This is a genomic window from Streptomyces sp. SAS_270 (genome assembly GCF_052543295.1).
This window is the reverse complement of the sequence record NZ_JBMNDS010000126.1, coordinates 1-18434: the sequence shown is the minus strand read 5'-3', so window position 1 is coordinate 18434 and position 18434 is coordinate 1. Positions and strand designations below refer to the sequence as shown.

Genomic DNA, 18434 nt, shown 5'->3' with positions numbered 1-18434 from the left:
GGTGACGGTCCAGTTGCTGGATCCTGTGACGGCGACGTTGAGGTTGTAGCGGTCGCTCCACTGCTGGCCCGCGGACAGGGTGGCGGTGCAACCACTGCCTCCGCCTCCACCCCCTCCGCCACCGTCGGGGGCCACGGCGCGACCGGTCTGCGGAGAGATCATGCCGGCGCACAGACCACGACCGGCCAGTCCCTGCGCGATGCGCGGGATCGCGGCGAGCGTGTTCGCGGACCAGTCGTGCATGAGGATGATCTGGCCGCTGGTGAGCCGGGCGTTGGCCTGCACGATCGCGTCGGTGCTCGCGCCGTTCCAGTCCTGCGAGTCGACGTCCCAGATGACCTCGGTCAGGCCGTACTTCGCCTCGACCGACCTCAGCGTCGAGTTGGTCTCACCGTAGGGCGGGCGGAACAGTTTCGGGGTGCCGCCCCCCGCGGCCGCGACGGCCTGCTGCGTCCGGGAGATCTCCGAGTCCATCTGCGACTGGCTGAGCTGGGTCATGTGCGGGTGGGTGTAACTGTGGTCGCCGACCCACATGCCCGCGTCGACCTGGGACTTGACCAGACCCGGGTTGGCGGCGGCGTACTGGCCCTCGTTGAACATCGTGGCCCTCAGCCCGTTCTGCCTGAGCGCGTTGAGCAGGTTCGACGTGCTGCCGGACGGGCCGTCGTCGAAGGTGAGCCCGACATACCCGTTGCAGGTGGCGGCGTGCGACGGGGTGGCGTCGATCACGGAGGCGGCCACGGTGCTCGCCACCGCCATGGCGGTCACGGCCACTCCCGTGACCAGGGAACGTAACGACGGACTCGGTCTGGTTCGCATGCGCATGGGAAGAGATCCTCCTCTCGGGTCCCCGGGGTCAGGTTGCGGTGCAGGTGACGGTTGGCCAGGTGGTGGTGCCGTTGGTCTGGATGGTGACGCCGAAGTTGTTGCCGCTGCCGTTGGGTTTTGCGGTGAGGACCTGGGCGCTGGGGTAGGTGGCGTTGATGTTCCAGGTGGAGAGGATCTTTTCGGGGGTGGGGACGTTCATGGTGACGGTCCAGTTGCTGGATCCTGTGACGGCGACGTTGAGGTTGTAGCGGTCGCTCCACTGCTGGCCCGCGGACAGGGTGGCGGTGCAACCACTGCCGCCTCCTCCGCCGCCGCCCCCGCCGCCACCGGAGGAGTCGCCCAGCGTGATGTTGGAGTTCCCGCTGCTCTGGTAGCCCTCGGTCGCGAGGATCATGTAGTTGAAGGACCCCAGGTTCATCCCGTGACTGGCCCAGGCGTCGAAGTGGTTGCCGGTGGTGATGGTGCCGCCCGTCCGCTTCGACTGGCGGACGCTCCAGTACTGGTTGAACGTCTTGTTGCCCTCGATGGAGGGGGCGTTGTAGCGCGTCGTCTCGTAGATGTCGTACGTGCCGCCGTCACTGTTGACCGTGCCCTTGAACGTGCCGGTCGGCCGGTAGGTGCCCCAGTTGTCGACGATGTAGTACTCCACGAGCGGGTTCTGCGACCAGCCGTAGAGGGCCAGGTAGGCATTGCCGGACGGATTGAAACTTCCCGAGTAGGTCACGCTGCGGCGGCCGCCGGTGCTCCAGCCCTTGCCGGCGACGAAGTTCCCCGTGTTGCTCCACGAGGTGCCGTAGTTGCCGCCCGATCCCAGGTTCATCGAGACCGACCCGGGGCTGTCGGTCCAGAACGAGTAGAAGTAGCCGTTGTTGGTGCCGGTCTGGTTCGAGTTGACGACCGTGTCGGCGTTGGCGCTGCCGGGCATGGTCATCGCGGCCACGGCGACCAGCAGCGTGGCGCAGACGCTGCTGAGCAGCAGCCTGAATCGGTTGAGTGTCCCGAAGCGGGCGCGCGGGCGGTTCGACGGCTGTGCGGGTGCGTCGTTCATGGGCGTGCTTCCTCCTCGTCCTGATGAGGCCGGTGGGGCGGTGAGCGAGCGCTGTCAACGGCGAACAGTGTTGGCCTGGCCCTGTCAACTGTCAACAGTTTCGACGATGATTGCGAAAGCTTCGCTCGCCGCCGGGCGCGTATGAGGGATGGTTCATCCAGGTCATCTGCCATATGGCCACTGGGCTTCCCTGAGTGATCGTCAAGAGGGCCTGAACGAGGATCAATGCGCCACCTCGTGACATCGAAAGTTTCGTAACGCTTCCGGATCATCGGCATACGCGAAACGCCCCGCCCCCAGAAGCTGGGGACGGGGCGTTTCGCGTGCGCTGGGCGGCGGTGGTCAGCGCGCCTCGCCGTCGTAGTCCTCGCCTTCCTCCAGGAGGTTCGCCGCAGCGCCCACGATGCTCGGATCGGGGCTGCCGACGACCTCCTCGTCCTTGCCCGTGTAGTCGAAGCGGGCCAGGACGCTGCGCATGGCCTCCACGCGGGCCCGCTTCTTGTCGTTGCTCTTCACCACGGTCCAGGGCGCCTGTTCGGTGTCCGTCTCGCGGAACATGGTGACCTTGGCGGCGGTGTAGTCGTCCCAGCGGTCCAGGGACGCCAGGTCCATCGGGCTCAGCTTCCACTGCCGTACGGGATCCACCTGACGGATCGTGAAACGGGTGCGCTGCTCGCTCTGCGAGACCGAGAACCAGAACTTCACCAGGTCCACGCCGTCGTCCACGAGCATCCGCTCGAAGGCGGGGGTCTGCCGCATGAAGCGCCGGTACTCGTCCTGCGAGCAGAAGCCCATCACCCGCTCGACACCGGCACGGTTGTACCAGGACCGGTCGAACATCACGATCTCGCCGGCGGTCGGCAGATGTTCGACGTACCGCTGGAAGTACCACTGCCCGCGCTCGCGTTCGGTGGGCTTCTCCAGCGCGACCACCCGGGCGCCCCGCGGGTTGAGATGCTCGGTGAAACGCTTGATCGTGCCGCCCTTGCCGGCCGCGTCCCGCCCCTCGAAGACGATGACGAGCCGACGGCCGGTCTCCTTGATCCAGCTCTGCAGCTTCAGCAGTTCGATCTGCTGGAGCCGCTTGTGCCAGTCGTATTCCTTGCGCTCCATACGCTCCTGGTAGGGGTAGTTCTCCCGCCAGGTGTCCACCGTTGTGCCGTCGGGCCGGATGAGCACCGGATCGTCGTGGTCGCTGTAGTCGACGGTCAGCCCCGTCAGCAGTGGCGTCATCGCACTCTCCTCGGCTCGTCTCAGTGGAACTGCGGCACGATCAGATAGATTCCGTACGCGACGACGGCCGCGCAGGTCAGAAAGCAGAGCCCGGCCTGTGCGAGGCCGAGCGCCTGGGTTCCGCCATCCTTCTCCCGTGCCGTCTCGACGCGGGCGAGGCCCAGGACGCCGAGGGCGAAGACCACGACCACGGAGACGGTGACGCCGACGCTCACCGCGGTGACCTGGCCGAGTGCGGTCCAGTCCAGATGCATTGTTCGAACTCTCCCTGGCTCAGGCGGCCGTGCCGACGTGCGTCGGCGTCGTGGCCCGGACGGTGACCTCGTGGGTGTCGTTGACGTTCGTCGCGTGCACCGGATTGCGGCGCGAGGCGAGCACGATCGACGTGGCCACGGCGACGGCCACCAGCGCGATCACCGCGGTGCCCAGGTTCCCGCCGTGCTTGACCACGCTCGCGGAGACTCCGCCGACCAGCGCGGCGGCGGGCAGTGTGACCAGCCACGCGATCACCATGCGGCCGGCCGTGCCCCAGCGCACCTCGGCCAGCCGCCGGCCGAGCCCGGCACCGAGGATGCCGCCGGAACACACCTGCGTGGTGGACAGCGCGAAACCCAGATGCGCGGAGGTGAGGATGACGGTGGTGGAGGCGGCCTCGGCCGCGAAGCCCTGGGGTGACTGGATGTCCGTCAGCCCCTTGCCCATCGTGCGGATGATCCGCCAGCCGCCGAGGTACGTGCCCAGGCCGATGGCGAGCCCCGCGGACGCGATCACCCATACCGGCGGTCCGGCGTCGTGACCGAGGGCTCCGGCCGAGATCAGCGTCAGTGTGATCACGCCCATGGTCTTCTGTGCGTCGTTGGTGCCGTGCGCGAGGGAGACCAGCGAGGCGGAGGCGATCTGCCCGAGGCGGAAGCCCTTGGTCACCGACTTCTCGCGGGCGCGAGCGGTGATCCGGTACGCGAGCAGCGCCGCGGCACCGGCCACCAGCGGCGAGGCCACCGCCGGGATCAGGATCTTCTCGACAACCTTGTCGAAGTGCACGCCGTGCGAACCCGCGCCGACCCACACCGCCCCGATCAGCCCTCCGAACAGGGCGTGCGAGGAACTCGACGGCAGCCCCACCAGCCAGGTCAGCAGATTCCACAGAATCGCTCCGACCAGCCCCGCGAAGATCATCCCCGGTGACACCAGCGTGTCGTCCACGATGCCGCCCGAGACGGTCTTCGCGACCTCCGTCGACAGGAAGGCGCCGACGATGTTCAGCACACCGCTGACCAGCACGGCCGTTCTTGGTTTGAGCGCGCCGGTGGCGATGGACGTGGCCATCGCGTTCGCCGTGTCATGGAAACCGTTGGTGAAGTCGAAGGCCAGTGCCGTGACGATGACGACCGCCACAAGGAACGTGATGTGGTCCATTCCCCGATGGAAGCAATCGCAGACGTACGAGGGGCGAAGCGAAGGTGAAGCCCATGTCAAAGCGCGTTCGGGCGCGGCCGGCCCACCGAACGGTCAGCGGCTCGCTTCGACGGGCGCGCCGAGCAGGCCGGTGAGCAGCGCGTCCGAAGCCGGGCGAAGGAGGTGCGTGCCGGCGGGGACGGATTCGAGGCCGACGACGAGGGCGAGGCAGATGTCGGCCGCCTGGGCCGGGGTGACGGGCCCGGCGGTACCCGCCTCGGCGAACAGGGCGGTCAGGAGGCTGCGCAGGTCGGTGGTGAAACCGGTGCAGATGCCTGCGAACAACCGCGCCTGCTCGTCGAGGAGTTCGGCCGTGTGCGGGGAGTCCCCGGACAACTGGAGCACCAGGTCGAACTTGGCCTCCAGGACACCCCGGATGCGGGTCGCGCAGGAGGCGTCCTGGTCCGCGGCCGCGCGGCGGGCCTGCGTGAGAGCCCGGTCGTGCAGGCGCCCGGCGAGCCTTCGGAAGGCGTCGTCCTTGCCGCGCACGTACTGGTAGACCGCCGACCGGGACACGCCCATGGCGGAGGCGATGTCGTCCATCGTGGTGCGCCGTACGCCGTACCTGGTCAGGCACTCGTACGTCGCGTCGAGGACCTCGTCGAGCCGGTCGGCGGGCAAGGTCAGGCCAGCTTCTTCAGCAGCTCGGCGGCGAGCGGAGCGGAGGAGGCGGGGTTCTGGCCGGTGACCAGGTTGCGGTCGACGATCACGTGCGGCGCCCACGGCTCGGCCACCTGGACCTGCACGCCGACCTCGGTCAGCCGGTCCTCCAGCAGCCACTTGGCCTTGTCCGCGAGCCCGCCCTGAACCTCCTCGGCGTTGGTGAACGCGGCCACCTGGTAGCCGGCGAACGTGTTGGAGCCGTCCTCCTTCGTGGCGGCGAGCATCGCGGCCGGGCCGTGGCACACGACACCGAGCGGCTTGCCCGACTCCAGCGCGAGGGTGAGCAGGCTGCCCGACTCGGCGTCGACCGCGAGGTCCTCCATCGGGCCGTGGCCGCCGGGGTAGAAGACGGCGGCGTAGTCGCCGAGGACGACGTCCGCCAGGTCGATGGGGTGCTGGAGCTCGGTGAAGGACGCCAGCGCCGCGGTCACCTTGTCGGCGCCCTCCTGCCCGCCGTTGACCGCGGGGGCCAGGCTGCCGCGGTCGACGGTGGGCACCACACCACCGGGGGTGGCGACGACGACCTCGTGGCCCGCGGCCTTGAACGCCTCGTACGGGGCCACGGCCTCCTCGGCCCAGAAGCCGCTGGGGTGCTTGGTGCCGTCGGCCAGGGTCCAGTGGTCGGCGCCCGTGACGACGAACAGAATCTTCGACATGGTGTGCTCTTCTCCGAGAGGGGTGGATCCGGGGTGCGGACCCGGAGGTGTGGTTCGGCCGTGGGTGCTGACGGAATGGATGCGCTGACGTTCTGCGTCCGAAGTGTCAGTACGGCCACGCATCGAAGGTAGGGCGGCCCGCGGCGGATTTCCAATGACGGATCCAATGGCTGCGATAGGAACTTTCATGGGTCTTCCGCGAAGCCGGACAGCCGAGGATCCGATCCGATCCTGACCCATGCACCCCCCGCGCCGCTATCCGGGCGCACCCCTTCCGTTACGGCAGGCGACCGCGCGATGCCGCTGCGTGGCTTGAGCCGATACCGTAAGAGGCCCGGCGCCGACGTCACGTCGGCTCCCACCGGGCGGAGGGGCACATGGGCGGGGACGGGCGCAGGGACGGGACCGGGCTGCCGAAGCTTCGCCTGGACGAGTTGCTGGAGGAACTCCAGCTCCGGATCGAGACCGTACGCGGCACCCGCGACCGGCTCCAGGGACTCCTGGAGGCGGTGCTGTCGGTGGGCCGTGAACTCGACCTCGCGCAGGTGCTGCGCCGGATCGTCGAAGCCGCCGTCGTCCTGGTCGACGCCGAGTACGGGGCGCTCGGCGTCATCGGGCAGCAGCAGAAACTCGCGCAGTTCATCCCGGTGGGCGTCAGCGACGAGGTGTGGGCCGCGATCGGCGACCTGCCCTCCGGACACGGCCTGCTCGGCGAACTCATCCGCCACCCCGAGGTGTTGCGGCTCACCGACCTGTCCGCACACCCGGCGTCCTCCGGATTCCCGGCGCACCACCCGCCCATGCACAGCTTCCTCGGCGCCCCGATCCTGGTCCGCGACACGGTCTTCGGCAACCTCTATCTGACCCAGAAGCGCGGTGGGGGAGACTTCGACCCCGAGGACGAGGCCGTCCTGTCGACCCTGGCCGTGGCCGCGGGTGTGGCCATCGAGAACGCCCGCCTGTACGGCGAGGTCAGGCTCAGGGAACGCTGGCTGGAGGCGGGCGCGGAGATCACCAGCGGGCTGCTGTCCGGGGTGGCCGAAGCAGAGGTCCTGGAGGTGATGCTCGAACGCGCCCGCGAGATCACCGGAGCCGACCTGGGCGTCGTCGACCTCGTCGTCGAGGGCACCGGCGACCTGCGCGGCGCGTTCGCGCTGGGCCAGCACGCCGAGACGCACCGAGGGCTCCTGCTGCCCAGGGAGGGCACCCTCGCGGGCGCCGCGCTGAGTGCGGGAACCCTCGTGGCGACCGCCGACGTGCGCAAGGACCCCCGGATCACGTACGGCCCCGACCGCTGGGAGGGACTCGGGCCCGCCGTGGCCGTCCCCATGGGCACCCGCGAGGGGCTCCGCGGTGTCCTCATGCTGGCCCGGGGCGCGGGTCGGCCGCCCTTCACGGAGGTCGAGACCGCACCGCTGCTCGGGTTCGCCGGGCAGGCCGCCCTCGCGATGGAACTCGCGGAACGGCGGCGCGACACCGAGCAGATGAGCCTGCTGGAGGACCGCGACCGGATCGCCCGCGACCTGCACGACCTGGCGATCCAGCGCCTGTTCGCGACCGGCATGACCCTGCAGAGCGCCCAGCGCTTCGTGCAGCATCCGCAGGCCGCCGAGCGCCTCGGCCGGGCGGTCGACGACCTGGACACCACCATCAAGATCATCCGGTCGACCATCTTCGGCCTGCGCGCCCATGAGACGCCGTCCGCCGGACTGCGCATCCGTGTGGTCCGCGCTCTGGAGGAAGTGGTCCCCGTACTCGGCTTCACCCCCGCGCTGCGGATGGAGGGGCTGGTCGACGTGGACGTCGCCGCCGCCCTTGCCGAGGACGCCCTCGCCGTCGTCGTCGAGGCACTCACCAATGTGGCCCGGCACGCACGGGCCACCGCCGCGGAGGTGGCACTCGTCGTCCGGGACGGACACCTCACCCTCGCCATCAGCGACAACGGCATCGGCACGGATGCCGGCAGCGGCCGCCGCAGCGGACTGCGCAACCTGTCGGAAAGAGCCGAACTTCTGGGCGGGCACCTGAAAGTGACGGTGCCTCAGGAAGGTGCGGGCACACGGCTGGAGTGGCGGGTGCCGCTCGGTCCGCGATGAGACCCGCTCGAACGCGCGGATGCCTCGACGGTGCGCGTGCCTCGACCGTGGGCGTGACGTGACCGGCGGCCACCCGCGGCGGGCCCGCGGTGAAGCCGGCCTCGACCGCGGCGAGGTGGAGGTCTCCCGGAAGGCCACCCCGACGCCGGCGGCGCGCGGGGTCAAGTCGAGCGCGGACGTCCGGCCTCAGCCACCGCTCCCGCCCCGCGCCCCCGGCGGCTGCGGATACTGTGCCGCGATCACCGCCGCCTGGACGCGCCGCTCCACGCCCAGCTTGGACAGCAGGCGCGAGATCCCGTTCTTCACCGTCTTCTCGGAAAGGTAGAGCCGTTTGCCGATCTGACGGTTCGTGAGTCCCTCGCCGATCAGGGCGAGGATCTCCCGCTCCCGCTCCGAGAGCGCGGTCAGACGACCGTCGCCCGGTGGGTCCGTGTCGCTCTGCGGGCCGCGCAGGCTGCTCATCAGCCGGGCGGTGGTGGCCGGATCGAGCATCGACTGCCCGGAGGCGACCGTGCGCACGGCCGAGATCAGGTCGGAGCCCCTGATCTGCTTCAGCACATAGCCGGAGGCCCCCGCCATGATCGCGTCCAGCAGTGCATCGTCGTCGTCGAACGAGGTCAGCATTAGACACGCCAACCCCGCCTCACGGGACCGCAGTTCACGGCAGACGGAGATCCCGTCACTGTCCGGGAGGCGTACGTCGAGGATCGCCACGTCGGGACGGAGCGCCGGAGCGCGGACCAGTGCCTGCTCGCTCGTCCCGGCCTCGCCGACGACCACCATGTCCGGTTCGGCGTCGATGAGGTCGTGCAGTCCCCGGCGGACCACCTCATGGTCGTCGAGGAGGAAGACCCGGATCGGTGTCGTGTTCGGCACTTGCTGCGTCGGTTCGACCATGCGCGCTGCTCCCGGGACGGCGGGGACTCTCGGCTGATCCTCGCGCACGACGGCACAAGTCGGACAGGGCCCAATGGTCCCGTCAGTGGACTGCACCACTGCCGTAGGGGGCGTACACATCGAGCAGGCGCGTACGGGCCGCGTGCAGCCGGTGGGCGAGCACCCGGCCGACCCAGTGCCCGACCGCGGCGCCCAGCGCGGGATCGGACCGGCACAGCAACCGCACGGTCGACGCGTCGAGTTCCTGGGCGTGCACCGGGCACAGTGCCTCCGCCCCGAGCTGCCACACGTAGGGCGGGAACAGCCAGGACCAGCCGAGGAGCTGGCCGAAGCCGAGCGTGTCGATGACGGGCGAGGGCCGGCCGGACACCCGCATGTCGAGGGCGACCGTCCCGCTGCGCACGATCCAGAAGTGATCGGCACGCCCGCCCGCCTCGAAGATGCGGGTGCCCTGCGGGAAGGACACCTCGCGGGCGAACCGCATCAGGCGTCCGCGATGCTCGGGTTCGAGGGCCTGGGACAGCGGCGGAGCCGGGGGAGCGGTCATGGGGTCCCCTTTCCGGAGCCGCCCGATGAGGGCGGCAGCTCCAGAGTCCCGTGCCGGTGCCGCGCCCGACAGGGGCCAACAGGCCCCCGCCCGGGCCCGAGCGGTCACGACCCGGGCGTCACGCCGTGCGCCGCCCCCACTCGGGTCCCATACGTGCCCACTCGCGCTCCCACTCGGCCAGCCGGTGGCGGCCGGCGATCCGGCGCACGAGGAAGTGCGTGACGAGGACGACGGCTGCGACGCAACCGCCGGTCAACGCTCCAGTGGTGACGGTGTGTTGCCAGACGGCGGTGCCGTTCAGCGGCGGCCCGACACTGCGGCCCCGGGTGTCGACCCAGACGCCGGCGCTCTCGCCGCGCAGGGTGCCCGCCGGGACACGGGCCGAGCCCGTCCGCGGGCCCTCGCCGGGCATGGTCCAGCGCACCTTCACCCAGTACATGTGCTCCTTGCCGCCGGGGGTCGTGGGCACCGCGGGTGGCGCGTCCTCGACGACCACGGCGTGCATCCGGTGACGTTCGGCGCGCTGTGCCGCGGCTTTCGCCTCGGTGGCGTCGTGTGCCCACCAGCCCGCGGCCACCGTCGCCAGCGGCGCCCCGACCAGCAGCAGCATGGCGATCACCGTGACCGTGCACGCCTCGACGACGTCCGAGCGGCGGCGCAGCGAATTGCGGCGCCAGCGCCAACCGCGTACCCGGGTTCGCATCTCAACCTCCTTGCCACCGCTGCCCGGCCCGCGGAGGGGCCGAACGGCCCCCACGAAGGGCCGGTCCACCTCTCCCGGCGTACCGCGCACGGCTGCGAGCGTCCACAGTGGACCCGCGCCGATTGCCTCGCCGTACGACTGATCCGAGTTCCCCGTGGAACCCGCGCAGGCACGCCGCGCAGCGAACAGGAGCCACGATGGCGAACGACCGTCCAGCCACGCTCGATGCGCGCTGGTGCGCCGCCGGCGAGGTGACGGCCGCATCCCCTTGCCGCCAAGGCTCCCTCCGCGGCCATGCGTTCCGCCGTCCGGCAGGGCCTGCCGGCTCCCGGCCCCGGACTCGTACGCGCCCCACCGGCTCTGGACCCACGGCCGCGGCACGGACGTGCCCGAGGCCGACGCGAGGGTCCGCACCGGCCGACCGCCGAACCCCCGAAAGGCAGGAGTCATGAACACCGGCACCCGTACCGTCACCGTCGGCATCGACGGCTCGCGGACCAGTCTGGACGCCGCCGACTGGGCCGCCCGCGAGGCCGAACGCCGCCACCTTCCACTGCGCCTGCTGCAGGCGGGCATCGCGCCGACGTCGCCCGTGCGCCTACCGGACGTCGACGTGCCCGCCGGGCGCATCCGCACCGCACTCGACCGGGCGGCGATCCAACTGTCCTACGCCCACCCGGCGTTGGACATCATCGCCCGCAGCACCGAGACGCCCGCGGTCCCGGCTCTGCTGGAGGCCGCGGCCCAGTCGGAGACGCTCGTCCTCGGCTCACGCGGTTTCACCGGTTTCGCGGGCTTCCTCGTCGGCTCGGTCGCCCTGGAGGTGTCGGCGCGCGCCGAGCGCCCGGTCGTCCTCGTGCGCGCGGGCGAACTCCCCGAGGACGAACGGAACCGGCCCATCGACGGGACGCCGCCGGATCAGGCCCCCTACCTGCCGGTGGTGCTCGGCCTCGACGTGGACCATCCGGCCGACGACCTCATCGGGTACGCCTTCGACGCGGCAGCCTCCCGCTCGACGGCGCTGCACGTCCTGCACACCTGGACGCTGCCCCCGCTGCGCGGCTGTGCCCCCGGTGTGCCGCTGCCCGACGTCAGCGCCGAGCGGGAGGAGGGCAAGTGGCGTGTCCTGTCGGCCACGTTGCAGCCGTGGCGCCACAAGTTCCCCGAGACCGACGTCCGGGAGGAAGTGGTCTACGGCCACCCCGGACACCATCTGCTCAAGGCGTCCACCGGGGCCGGCCTGCTGGTCATCGGCCGCAGGGCAGGCACGGGTGAGGCCGGTGCCGGTCACGGAACGGGCCTGGGCCGCGCCGTGCACTCACTGATCCACCACGCGACCTGCCCGGTAGCCGTGGTGCCGCACACCTGACGTTCCGTCCGCGGCGACCGAGCCGTCCAGGACCCGGCCGGCCTCAGCCGAAGCGCTCGATGCGGATGCGGTCCACGGGCTGCCCCGCCTCGACGAGCAGCCGCGAGGCATGCTCGGCGAACCCGTTGGAACCGCACACATAGGCCTCCCACCCACCAGGAGGCTGATCCGCCAGGAGCGGTGCCACATGTGCGGCCGCCATACGTCCTACGGCCATATCCTCGGGAGCGCTGCGCGTGAACACAGGTGTGGTCTCCTCGCCGTACTCCCGCGCGTAGATGAGCTCTTCGGGTCTGCGTGCCGAGACGAGCAGGCGCAGCGGTACCTCCAGATCGCGTGCGCGGTGGTGGCGCAGCATCGACATCAGGGGTACGACGCCGGAGCCCGCGCCGATGAGCAGTGCGGGCCGGTCGCCGGGCCAGGCGAAGAAGCCGCTGAGCGGGCCCCGTACCTCGACCGTGTCACCGATCGCGGCCCCGGTGTGGAACCAGCCGGACACCTCGCCGCCCTCGACATGATCCAAGGTCAGCTCGATGTGCCCGGAGTCGTCGGGCGCGGAGGCGATGGAGTAGTGGCGCTGGGCCGCGTAGCCGTCGTGTGCGGTCAGCCGCAGCATCAGGTGCTGGCCTGGCAGGTGCCCCGCCCACTGCGGCACCGCGAGGCGGAAGGTGGTCGCGTGCGGTGTCTCGCGGCGGATCCCGGTGAGCGTCGCGGTCTGCCAGGTGGCCGCCGTCCGGTTGCCGACGGCGATCCGGCCGGGCACGGCGAACCGCGTCGGCGGGACGAAGGGCCCGGGCAGGGTGGGTGCGGTCGTCATCGATACGGTCGTCTCAGTCACCGGAGTAGCGCTGCTCTTCCCAGGGGTTGCCGCGTGCGTGGTAGCCGTTCTGCTCCCAGAAGCCCGGCTCGTCGTGGTCGAGGATCCTGAGGCCCGCGATCCACTTGGCGCTCTTCCAGAAGTACAGGTGGGGCACGATCAGCCGCGCCGGGCCGCCGTGCTCGGCGGGCAGCGGCTTCCCGCCGTACTCCCAGACGATCCAGGCGCGGCCGCCGGTGAGGTCGGCGAGCGGGAGGTTCGTCGTGTATCCGGTGTGCGAGTAGGCGACCGCGTGGGTCGCCGCGGTGTCCGGGCGCGCGGCCTCGAGGAACGCGTCCAGGGACACTCCGCCGAAGCGCACCCCGAACTTCGACCAGCTCGTCACGCAGTGGATGTCGCCCTCGTACGCCGACGCGGGCAGTGTGTGCGCCTCGTCCCAGTCCCAGGTGCGCGGCTCGGCCACCAGACCGTCGACGCGGAAGGTCCAGTCGGCGGGCGTCAGATCGGGGGTGACCTCGGCGGACAGCACCGGCCAGTCGTCGCCCGCGTCGTACTGACCGGGCGGGAGTCCGGCGTTGTGGACGCGCGGGCGCCCGGTGAAGCCTCGGGTGACGTTCATAGGGGTGGTGCCTCCAGGCCGTCCGCACGGAGGCCCGCTGGTCGAGCGTGATCGATGCGCACGCGATTCGGACGCCGCGTACACGCTCCACGGTACGCGGAAGTGGACGCCACTCCCTGCACAGGGGTGCGCCGGCTCCCGATCATTGCGGCGGTGTGAACGCCTCGACGGGCCGGGAATAGCCGTGCCGTGATCTTCCTTGCCTCTAGTGCCCCGAACGATGGCCCATACATTCGGTGGCGGCGAACGAGAGTGAGGGAGCACATGCCCAAGGCGTACGTCTTCACGCGGTACGGCGGTCCGGGGACCGAGGCACTGGTGGAGCAGACCCGGCCGGGTCCCGGCCCCGGTCAGGTCCTGGTCGCCGTGCGCGCGGCGGGCGTGAATCCCGTCGACTGGAAGCAGCGCACCGGCTATCGCCGCCCCGGCGGCCCCGCTCGCGAGCTGCCCGCCGTCTTCGGCAACGAGGTCGCCGGTGTCGTCGAGGAGGTCGGCGCCGACGTGAGCGGGTTCGCGGTCGGGGACGAGGTCTTCGGCAACCCGGTCGCCGGGGGCTACGCCACTTACGCCGTGCTGCCCGTGGCCGTCACCGCGCACAAGCCGGCGGCGCTGTCGTTCGTGGACGCCGCCGCCCTGCCGGTGGCCGCGGCGACCGCGTACGACGGGGTGCGTCAGCTGGACCTGCCTTCGGGGGCCACTGTGCTGATCACCGGGGCGGGCGGCGGCGTGGGTGTCGCGGCCGTCCAGATCGCCCGTGCCTACGGGGTGCGTGTGATCGGTGTGGCGAGTGACGGCAAGAAGGACTTCGTGGAGTCGCTCGGCGCCGTGCACGTGCCGTCGGGGCCCGGCCTGGCCGAGCGGGTGCGGGCGGCGGCACCGGAGGGCGTCGACGCGGTGTTCGACCTCGTCGGCGACGGCGTACTCGAAGAAGTCGCCACGCTTCTCACCGACCGCACGAAGCTGATCACCGCGGGGGCGTCCCAGGAGGCGGCGGAACGTCTGGGCGGCGCCCGCGTGGCGCGCGCCCGCACCGCGGCCGTACTCGACGAGGTGGCGAAGCTGGTGGTGGACGGCAGGCTCCGGCCGTTCGTCACGCAGACGTTCCCCCTGGAAGGGGCCGCCGAGGCGCTGCGGACCGTCGAGGACGGCCACGCCCGCGGCAAGATCGTGATCGAGGTCGCGATATGAGCAAGGCATCGAGCAGTGCCTCCGACAGGGCGTCGGCCATGGCGTCGGGCGGCGGGGCGATCACCGTGCCGGCTGTCCCGTCGGGTTCCGGGCGTCATCCGCTGGACAATCCCGCGCTCGCCTCGCTGACCGGTCCGCACGCCGGCTTCGCCGAGCGGCGGGGCCGGGTGCTGCGCTATCCCGTCGACGTGTCGCCCTGGCTGGCTCTGCCCGACGAGCCCGACGCCGACGACTGGGCCGACCTCGCGGCTCTCGTGGGCCCCGGCGCCGATGCCCCGCTCGCCGGGTTCCGCGGGCAGACCCCGGACGGCTGGGAGCTGACCTTCGACCTGGACGGTGTGCAGCTCGTCGACGACGGCCTGGCCGCGGCACCGGACGCCGAGGCCGTCCGGCTCGGGGCCGCCGACGTCCCCGACATGATGGACCTGGTCGAGCGGACCAGGCCCGGCCCCTTCCTGCCGCGCACCGTCGAACTCGGCACCTACCTGGGGATACGCCGGGGCGGTGTGCTCGTCGCGATGGCGGGGGAGCGGCTGCACCCGCCGGGCTGGACCGAGATCAGCGCCGTCTGCACCGACCCCGACTTTCGGGGCGAGGGCCTGGCGACACGGCTGATGCTGGCCGTCGCGCACGGCATTCGCGAGCGCGGCGAGACCCCCTTCCTGCACGCCGCCGCGAGCAACACCAATGCGATCCGGCTCTACGAGGCCCTGGGCTTCCGGCTGCGCCGCACCACCCGCTTCCTCGCGGCACGCGTGCCCGAGCACCTGGAGGACGGGCGGGCCGTGGGCGTCTGACGGCGGCGAGGCGCCGGGGATCGCGACCAACGGCGCACCCTTCCTGCGCCCGGGGTGTCCGGGAGTCCCGGCGCCCGCTGAGGTTCCGCGAGCGGCCGTGTGCGCCCCGGCACGGCCGCTCAGTCCGTTGCCGCATCCCTGAGGGGTGTCTGCGTGGCCGCCGCGTTGTACCGCAACAGGTACGCCGCGAAGCGGGCGAGGTCGTCCTCGGGCCAGCCCTCCAGACGTTCCCGGAAGGCGCCCCGGCGGCTCTCGGTGACCTGCGCGAGGATCCGACCGCCGGCGTCCGTGAGATGCAGCACCTGGACGCGGTGGTCCTCCGGGTCGAGGCGCCGTTCGATGAGCCCGGCACGCTCCAACGCGGCCACCTGCCGGCTCACCGTGGACTTGTCCAGCGCGTAGTGCGCCGCCAGGTCGGTGGCCCGGCAGCCGCCGCTCTCCTCCAGATGACCGAGCAGGGTGTAGGACACCAGCGACAGCTCCGGGTGCATGCGCCCCGCAGAGGCCCTGGCACGCCGGGCGAAGGCCGTCATCTCGCGCTGAATCGTCTCGACGGCCTCATCGGCGGTCCCGACAGTGCCGTCCTGATCAGTGACAACGCTCTCATCGGGCTTCTCGGCCGACTTCATGGGGCACCTCCTCACTCCATTGGTTGTATAGTACAACTGGAAGCAGGAGTTGTATAAGCCAACCAATGGAGGTCGCGACCATGTCCGCCAGTCACCGGGCCGGGAGTCCCGAGATCCACGGCGCCGCTCCGGGAGCGGCCGCCGGTACCCGATCACCCGCGCTGCGGCATGTGCTCACCCACCTGATCACCCCACTGCTGATGTGCCTCGGTATGGGGCTTGCCTACATGGGTGCGTTCGTCACCCCCGAGCCGAACCACCTGCCCGTCGCCGTCGTCGGCTCCGGCCCCGAGGCGAAGGTGTTCGCGCAGACCGTCAAGGACAAGGCCGGGGACGCCCTCGACGTGCGGACCGTCGCCGGCCGCCCCGCCGCGGTCGACCTGCTCAAGTCCCGTGACATCACCGGCGCCTACGTCCTTGACGCCAAGGCGCCCGAGCTCGTCGTCGCCACGGCCGCCTCCGACATGGGTGCCACCGCCGTAGAGAAGGTCTTCACGCCCCTCGCGGCCCAGCAGGGCATACCGCTGAAGATCACCGACGTCGCCCCGCCGGTCGATGACGACCCCACGGGCCAGGGCCTGTTCTTCCTGCTCATCGCGCTGAGCATCGGCTCGTACGCGTCCGTCGCCGCTCTCGGCGCAGCGGGCGGGGGGCTGCCCCTGCGGGTGCGGGCGCTGCTGGCCGTCGGCGTGTCCGGTGTCGTCAGCGGCATCGGCGCGCTGCTCGCCGGGCCCGTCTTCCACCTCGCCCACCACGACCTCACCGGCCTGTGGGGGATGGGCTGGCTCTACTCCGCGGGCATCCTCTTCGTCGGCGTCGGGCTGCACACCTTCCTCAAGCGCTGGACCACGCTCGCGATGATGGTGCTCTTCGTGATGCTCAACTTCACCAGCTCCGGGGGCCTGTTCCGGCCCGAGCTGCAGAACGGCTTCTTCGGCACCCTGCACGCCTTCTGGAACGGCGCCGGCTTCGTCGAGGGCGCGCGCAGTCTCCTGTACTTCGACGGGAACGGCCTCACCGGCAATATCTGGACGCTCGTCGCCTGGCTCGCCGTCGGCCTGTTCGTCACCGCCGTCGCCGGCGCCGTGGAGCGCGTGCGCGCCCGTGGCGCCGTACACGAGGAGCCCGTGACCGAGCGGCAGTCCGCCGAACCGCAGGACGCCGAGGAGGAAGCCGAACTGGAGGAGACGGTCGCCGTCTGAACGGCTGATCGTTCCTGTAATGTGGCCGTCCCGGCTGTGGAGCGTCCCAGCCGCGCAGTTGCCGAGGAGGTGAGACCCATTTCCGCTGTGTCAGGTCGGGTGCTCTCTCCTCAAGGCAACACGGCTCACCGCGTGTAGGTGACCGCGAGAGCGCCCTTCGGATCTTCGAAAGGCCCTCGGCTTCCATGCCCCCTCTCTCCTCCGATTCCCCCGCTTCGGTCGTCGCCGCGCTCCGCTCCGCAGGCTGTGTCTTCGCCGAGGACGAGGCGGAGTTGATCCTCTCCACCGCCCGCACCCCGGACGAGGCCGCCGCCATGGTCGACCGGCGCGTCGCGGGACTGCCCCTCGAACACGTCGTCGGCTGGGCCGAGTTCCACGGCCTGCGCGTCACCGTGGAGCCCGGCGTCTTCGTCCCCCGCCGTCGCACGGAGTTCCTCGTCGACCAGGCCCTCGCCCTCGGGCGCGCCGCATCCCTCGTCGTGGATCTGTGCTGCGGCTCGGGCGCCGTGGGCGCCGCGTTGGCCGCGTCGCTCGGCGGACCCGAGCTGCACGCCGCCGACATCGACCCCGCCGCGGTGGTCTGCGCCCGCCGCAACATCGCCGCGTACGGCGGTCGGGCCCACGAAGGCGACCTGTTCGCGGCGCTGCCCGACACGCTGCGCGGCCGCGTCGACCTCCTGGCGGCCAACGTGCCCTACGTCCCCACCGACAAGGTCGGCCTCCTGCCGCCCGAGGCCCGCGACCACGAACCCCTGGTCGCCCTCGACGGAGGCGCGGACGGCCTCGACATCCTGCGCCGGGTCGCGGCCGAGGCGCCCGCATGGCTGGCACCCGGCGGCTCCCTGTTCGTCGAGACCAGCGAACGCCAGGCCGCCGCCGCCCTCGACACGTTCACCCGCAACGGCCTCACGGCCCGGCTTGCCGTCTCGCAGGAGCTGTACGCCCATGTCGTGATCGGAACGCGCGGCTAGGGACTCGGGGGTGCGCGGAGCGGGAGGGGCGCAGGCGTTCCATGACGAGCCGGTGGCCACGACGGTCCGGTGGACGTGCCGACCTGGCGGGCGAAGGGGAAGGCGCCCTGCAAGGGCGCATACGACCGTCCCTAGGATGACCTCATGTCCCTCCCGCACGCGATCCTCACCGCTCTGCTAGAGAAACCGTCGTCCGGCCTTGAGCTGACCCGGCGTTTCGACAAGTCGATCGGCTACTTCTGGTCGGCGACGCATCAGCAGATCTATCGCGAGCTGGGCAAGCTGGAGGCGGAAGGACACATCCGCGCCCTGCCCGCCGAACAGCCCGCCCGAGGCCAGAAGAAGAGTTACGAGGTGCTCGCCGCGGGCCGCGACGAACTGGCCCGCTGGACCGCCGCCGGCCAGGACCCCAAACCCCTGCGGGACACCTTGCTGCTGCGCCTGCGGGCGGCAGCCGTCGTCGGCACCACCGGCATCGAGGCCGACCTGCGCCGCCATCTCACCCTCCACCAGCGGCAACTGGCCGAGTACGAGGAGATCCAGCAGCGGGACTTCCCGCCCGGCAAGGACGACCCCCAGGACCGTCTGCACCACCTCGTCCTGCGCGCAGGTATCGACCTGGAGACCTTCTGGATCCAGTGGCTGACCCATGCCCTGGTGGAGTTCGGACAACTTCCCGCGCACGAGTAGGCGGCCGCCCCCGGGGAGGGGGCGGC

20 protein-coding genes are annotated in these 18434 nt (G+C 71.1%); 7 read left to right on the top strand and 13 right to left on the bottom strand.

Annotated elements, in window-relative coordinates; all coding sequences use genetic code 11:
* The 7 genes from ACN6LB_RS43525 to ACN6LB_RS43495 all read right to left on the bottom strand — a co-directional run.
* The coding region (locus ACN6LB_RS43525) for a polysaccharide deacetylase family protein (RefSeq protein ID WP_445030736.1) at positions 1–825 on the bottom strand (825 nt) is incomplete at its 3' end.
* Positions 826–856: 31 nt separating this feature from the next.
* The gene (locus ACN6LB_RS43520) at positions 857–1876 is read right to left on the bottom strand and encodes a glycoside hydrolase family 11 protein (RefSeq protein ID WP_445030735.1); all 1020 of its coding nucleotides are present in this window, start codon (positions 1874–1876) and stop codon (positions 857–859) included.
* Between the two features lie 342 nt (positions 1877–2218).
* Positions 2219–3109 (bottom strand): polyphosphate kinase 2, encoded by an 891-nt coding sequence (ppk2, locus tag ACN6LB_RS43515; RefSeq protein WP_445030734.1) that lies wholly within the window; start codon positions 3107–3109, stop codon positions 2219–2221.
* A gap of 20 nt (positions 3110–3129) precedes the next feature.
* On the bottom strand, positions 3130–3363 hold the full coding sequence (locus tag ACN6LB_RS43510) for a hypothetical protein (RefSeq protein ID WP_356143362.1): 234 nt from the start codon (positions 3361–3363) through the stop codon (positions 3130–3132).
* 19 nt (positions 3364–3382) lie between these two features.
* The gene (locus ACN6LB_RS43505; protein ID WP_445030733.1) at positions 3383–4525 is read right to left on the bottom strand and encodes an anion permease; all 1143 of its coding nucleotides are present in this window, start codon (positions 4523–4525) and stop codon (positions 3383–3385) included.
* Positions 4526–4618: 93 nt separating this feature from the next.
* Positions 4619–5185, bottom strand: coding sequence for a TetR/AcrR family transcriptional regulator (locus tag ACN6LB_RS43500; RefSeq protein ID WP_445030732.1), 567 nt, complete (start codon positions 5183–5185; stop codon positions 4619–4621).
* A 2-nt stretch (positions 5186–5187) separates the two neighbouring features.
* On the bottom strand, positions 5188–5883 hold the full coding sequence (locus ACN6LB_RS43495) for a type 1 glutamine amidotransferase domain-containing protein (RefSeq protein WP_445030731.1): 696 nt from the start codon (positions 5881–5883) through the stop codon (positions 5188–5190).
* A gap of 377 nt (positions 5884–6260) precedes the next feature.
* On the opposite strand from ACN6LB_RS43495, the gene ACN6LB_RS43490 reads away from it, so the two are divergent.
* On the top strand, positions 6261–7979 hold the full coding sequence (locus ACN6LB_RS43490) for a GAF domain-containing protein (RefSeq protein ID WP_445030729.1): 1719 nt from the start codon (positions 6261–6263) through the stop codon (positions 7977–7979).
* Between the two features lie 186 nt (positions 7980–8165).
* On the opposite strand, the gene ACN6LB_RS43485 is transcribed toward ACN6LB_RS43490, so the two are convergent.
* The 3 genes from ACN6LB_RS43485 to ACN6LB_RS43475 all read right to left on the bottom strand — a co-directional run bounded on the left by ACN6LB_RS43485 (position 8166) and on the right by ACN6LB_RS43475 (position 10126).
* Positions 8166–8876 carry a response regulator gene (locus tag ACN6LB_RS43485; protein WP_445030728.1) on the bottom strand — a complete coding sequence of 237 codons (711 nt, stop codon included), beginning with the start codon at positions 8874–8876 and terminating at the stop codon, positions 8166–8168.
* An 82-nt stretch (positions 8877–8958) separates the two neighbouring features.
* Positions 8959–9423, bottom strand: coding sequence for a Crp/Fnr family transcriptional regulator (locus ACN6LB_RS43480; RefSeq protein WP_356143350.1), 465 nt, complete (start codon positions 9421–9423; stop codon positions 8959–8961).
* Positions 9424–9541: 118 nt separating this feature from the next.
* Complete coding sequence (locus tag ACN6LB_RS43475) at positions 9542–10126, bottom strand: Rv1733c family protein (protein ID WP_445030727.1); 585 nt, start codon at positions 10124–10126, stop codon at positions 9542–9544.
* A gap of 448 nt (positions 10127–10574) precedes the next feature.
* On the opposite strand from ACN6LB_RS43475, the gene ACN6LB_RS43470 reads away from it, so the two are divergent.
* Positions 10575–11495, top strand: coding sequence for a universal stress protein (locus tag ACN6LB_RS43470; RefSeq protein ID WP_445030726.1), 921 nt, complete (start codon positions 10575–10577; stop codon positions 11493–11495).
* A 43-nt stretch (positions 11496–11538) separates the two neighbouring features.
* Here ACN6LB_RS43470 and ACN6LB_RS43465 read toward each other — a convergent pair whose 3' ends face one another.
* On the bottom strand, positions 11539–12312 hold the full coding sequence (locus ACN6LB_RS43465) for a ferredoxin reductase (protein WP_445030725.1): 774 nt from the start codon (positions 12310–12312) through the stop codon (positions 11539–11541).
* A gap of 13 nt (positions 12313–12325) precedes the next feature.
* The gene (locus ACN6LB_RS43460; RefSeq protein ID WP_356143344.1) at positions 12326–12931 is read right to left on the bottom strand and encodes a sulfite oxidase-like oxidoreductase; all 606 of its coding nucleotides are present in this window, start codon (positions 12929–12931) and stop codon (positions 12326–12328) included.
* Positions 12932–13195: 264 nt separating this feature from the next.
* Here ACN6LB_RS43460 and ACN6LB_RS43455 point away from each other — a divergent pair, with 264 nt between their 5' ends.
* Both ACN6LB_RS43455 and ACN6LB_RS43450 read left to right on the top strand, forming a co-directional pair.
* Positions 13196–14119: an NADP-dependent oxidoreductase gene (locus tag ACN6LB_RS43455; protein WP_445030724.1), complete on the top strand. Its 924-nt coding sequence runs from the start codon at positions 13196–13198 to the stop codon at positions 14117–14119.
* A 38-nt stretch (positions 14120–14157) separates the two neighbouring features.
* Entirely contained in the window at positions 14158–14916 is a 759-nt protein-coding gene (locus ACN6LB_RS43450; protein ID WP_356143377.1) for a GNAT family N-acetyltransferase, read from the top strand.
* Positions 14917–15035: 119 nt separating this feature from the next.
* Here the strand turns inward: ACN6LB_RS43450 and ACN6LB_RS43445 are convergent, their stop codons facing one another.
* Complete coding sequence (locus ACN6LB_RS43445) at positions 15036–15545, bottom strand: MarR family winged helix-turn-helix transcriptional regulator (protein WP_445030723.1); 510 nt, start codon at positions 15543–15545, stop codon at positions 15036–15038.
* 200 nt (positions 15546–15745) lie between these two features.
* Between ACN6LB_RS43445 and ACN6LB_RS43440 the strand changes: the two genes are divergently transcribed.
* The 3 genes from ACN6LB_RS43440 (at position 15746) to ACN6LB_RS43430 (ending at position 18408) form a co-directional block, all read left to right on the top strand.
* On the top strand, positions 15746–16747 hold the full coding sequence (locus ACN6LB_RS43440) for a hypothetical protein (RefSeq protein ID WP_445030737.1): 1002 nt from the start codon (positions 15746–15748) through the stop codon (positions 16745–16747).
* Positions 16748–16932: 185 nt separating this feature from the next.
* A complete protein-coding gene (locus ACN6LB_RS43435; RefSeq protein WP_445030722.1) occupies positions 16933–17718 on the top strand; it encodes a putative protein N(5)-glutamine methyltransferase in 786 nt (261 codons plus the stop codon).
* A gap of 144 nt (positions 17719–17862) precedes the next feature.
* The gene (locus ACN6LB_RS43430; protein ID WP_445030721.1) at positions 17863–18408 is read left to right on the top strand and encodes a PadR family transcriptional regulator; all 546 of its coding nucleotides are present in this window, start codon (positions 17863–17865) and stop codon (positions 18406–18408) included.
* Positions 18409–18434: the final 26 nt, after the last annotated feature.

What these genes read in the sequence shown, in the direction of transcription:
- ACN6LB_RS43490 (WP_445030729.1), top strand. Translation starts at nt 6,261, where the DNA reads ATGGGCGGGGACGGGCGCAGGGACGGGACCGGGCTGCCGAAGCTTCGC.
- ACN6LB_RS43450 (WP_356143377.1), top strand. Translation starts at nt 14,158, where the DNA reads ATGGCGTCGGGCGGCGGGGCGATCACCGTGCCGGCTGTCCCGTCGGGT.
- ACN6LB_RS43520 (WP_445030735.1), bottom strand. Translation starts at nt 1,876, where the DNA reads ATGAACGACGCACCCGCACAGCCGTCGAACCGCCCGCGCGCCCGCTTC.
- ACN6LB_RS43445 (WP_445030723.1), bottom strand. Translation starts at nt 15,545, where the DNA reads ATGAAGTCGGCCGAGAAGCCCGATGAGAGCGTTGTCACTGATCAGGAC.
- ACN6LB_RS43465 (WP_445030725.1), bottom strand. Translation starts at nt 12,312, where the DNA reads ATGACGACCGCACCCACCCTGCCCGGGCCCTTCGTCCCGCCGACGCGG.
- ACN6LB_RS43505 (WP_445030733.1), bottom strand. Translation starts at nt 4,525, where the DNA reads ATGGACCACATCACGTTCCTTGTGGCGGTCGTCATCGTCACGGCACTG.
- ACN6LB_RS43480 (WP_356143350.1), bottom strand. Translation starts at nt 9,423, where the DNA reads ATGACCGCTCCCCCGGCTCCGCCGCTGTCCCAGGCCCTCGAACCCGAG.
- ACN6LB_RS43510 (WP_356143362.1), bottom strand. Translation starts at nt 3,363, where the DNA reads ATGCATCTGGACTGGACCGCACTCGGCCAGGTCACCGCGGTGAGCGTC.
- ACN6LB_RS43440 (WP_445030737.1), top strand. Translation starts at nt 15,746, where the DNA reads ATGTGCCTCGGTATGGGGCTTGCCTACATGGGTGCGTTCGTCACCCCC.
- ACN6LB_RS43435 (WP_445030722.1), top strand. Translation starts at nt 16,933, where the DNA reads ATGCCCCCTCTCTCCTCCGATTCCCCCGCTTCGGTCGTCGCCGCGCTC.
- ACN6LB_RS43455 (WP_445030724.1), top strand. Translation starts at nt 13,196, where the DNA reads ATGCCCAAGGCGTACGTCTTCACGCGGTACGGCGGTCCGGGGACCGAG.
- ACN6LB_RS43495 (WP_445030731.1), bottom strand. Translation starts at nt 5,883, where the DNA reads ATGTCGAAGATTCTGTTCGTCGTCACGGGCGCCGACCACTGGACCCTG.
- ACN6LB_RS43485 (WP_445030728.1), bottom strand. Translation starts at nt 8,876, where the DNA reads ATGGTCGAACCGACGCAGCAAGTGCCGAACACGACACCGATCCGGGTC.
- ACN6LB_RS43470 (WP_445030726.1), top strand. Translation starts at nt 10,575, where the DNA reads ATGAACACCGGCACCCGTACCGTCACCGTCGGCATCGACGGCTCGCGG.
- ppk2 (WP_445030734.1), bottom strand. Translation starts at nt 3,109, where the DNA reads ATGACGCCACTGCTGACGGGGCTGACCGTCGACTACAGCGACCACGAC.
- ACN6LB_RS43475 (WP_445030727.1), bottom strand. Translation starts at nt 10,126, where the DNA reads ATGCGAACCCGGGTACGCGGTTGGCGCTGGCGCCGCAATTCGCTGCGC.
- ACN6LB_RS43460 (WP_356143344.1), bottom strand. Translation starts at nt 12,931, where the DNA reads ATGAACGTCACCCGAGGCTTCACCGGGCGCCCGCGCGTCCACAACGCC.
- ACN6LB_RS43430 (WP_445030721.1), top strand. Translation starts at nt 17,863, where the DNA reads ATGTCCCTCCCGCACGCGATCCTCACCGCTCTGCTAGAGAAACCGTCG.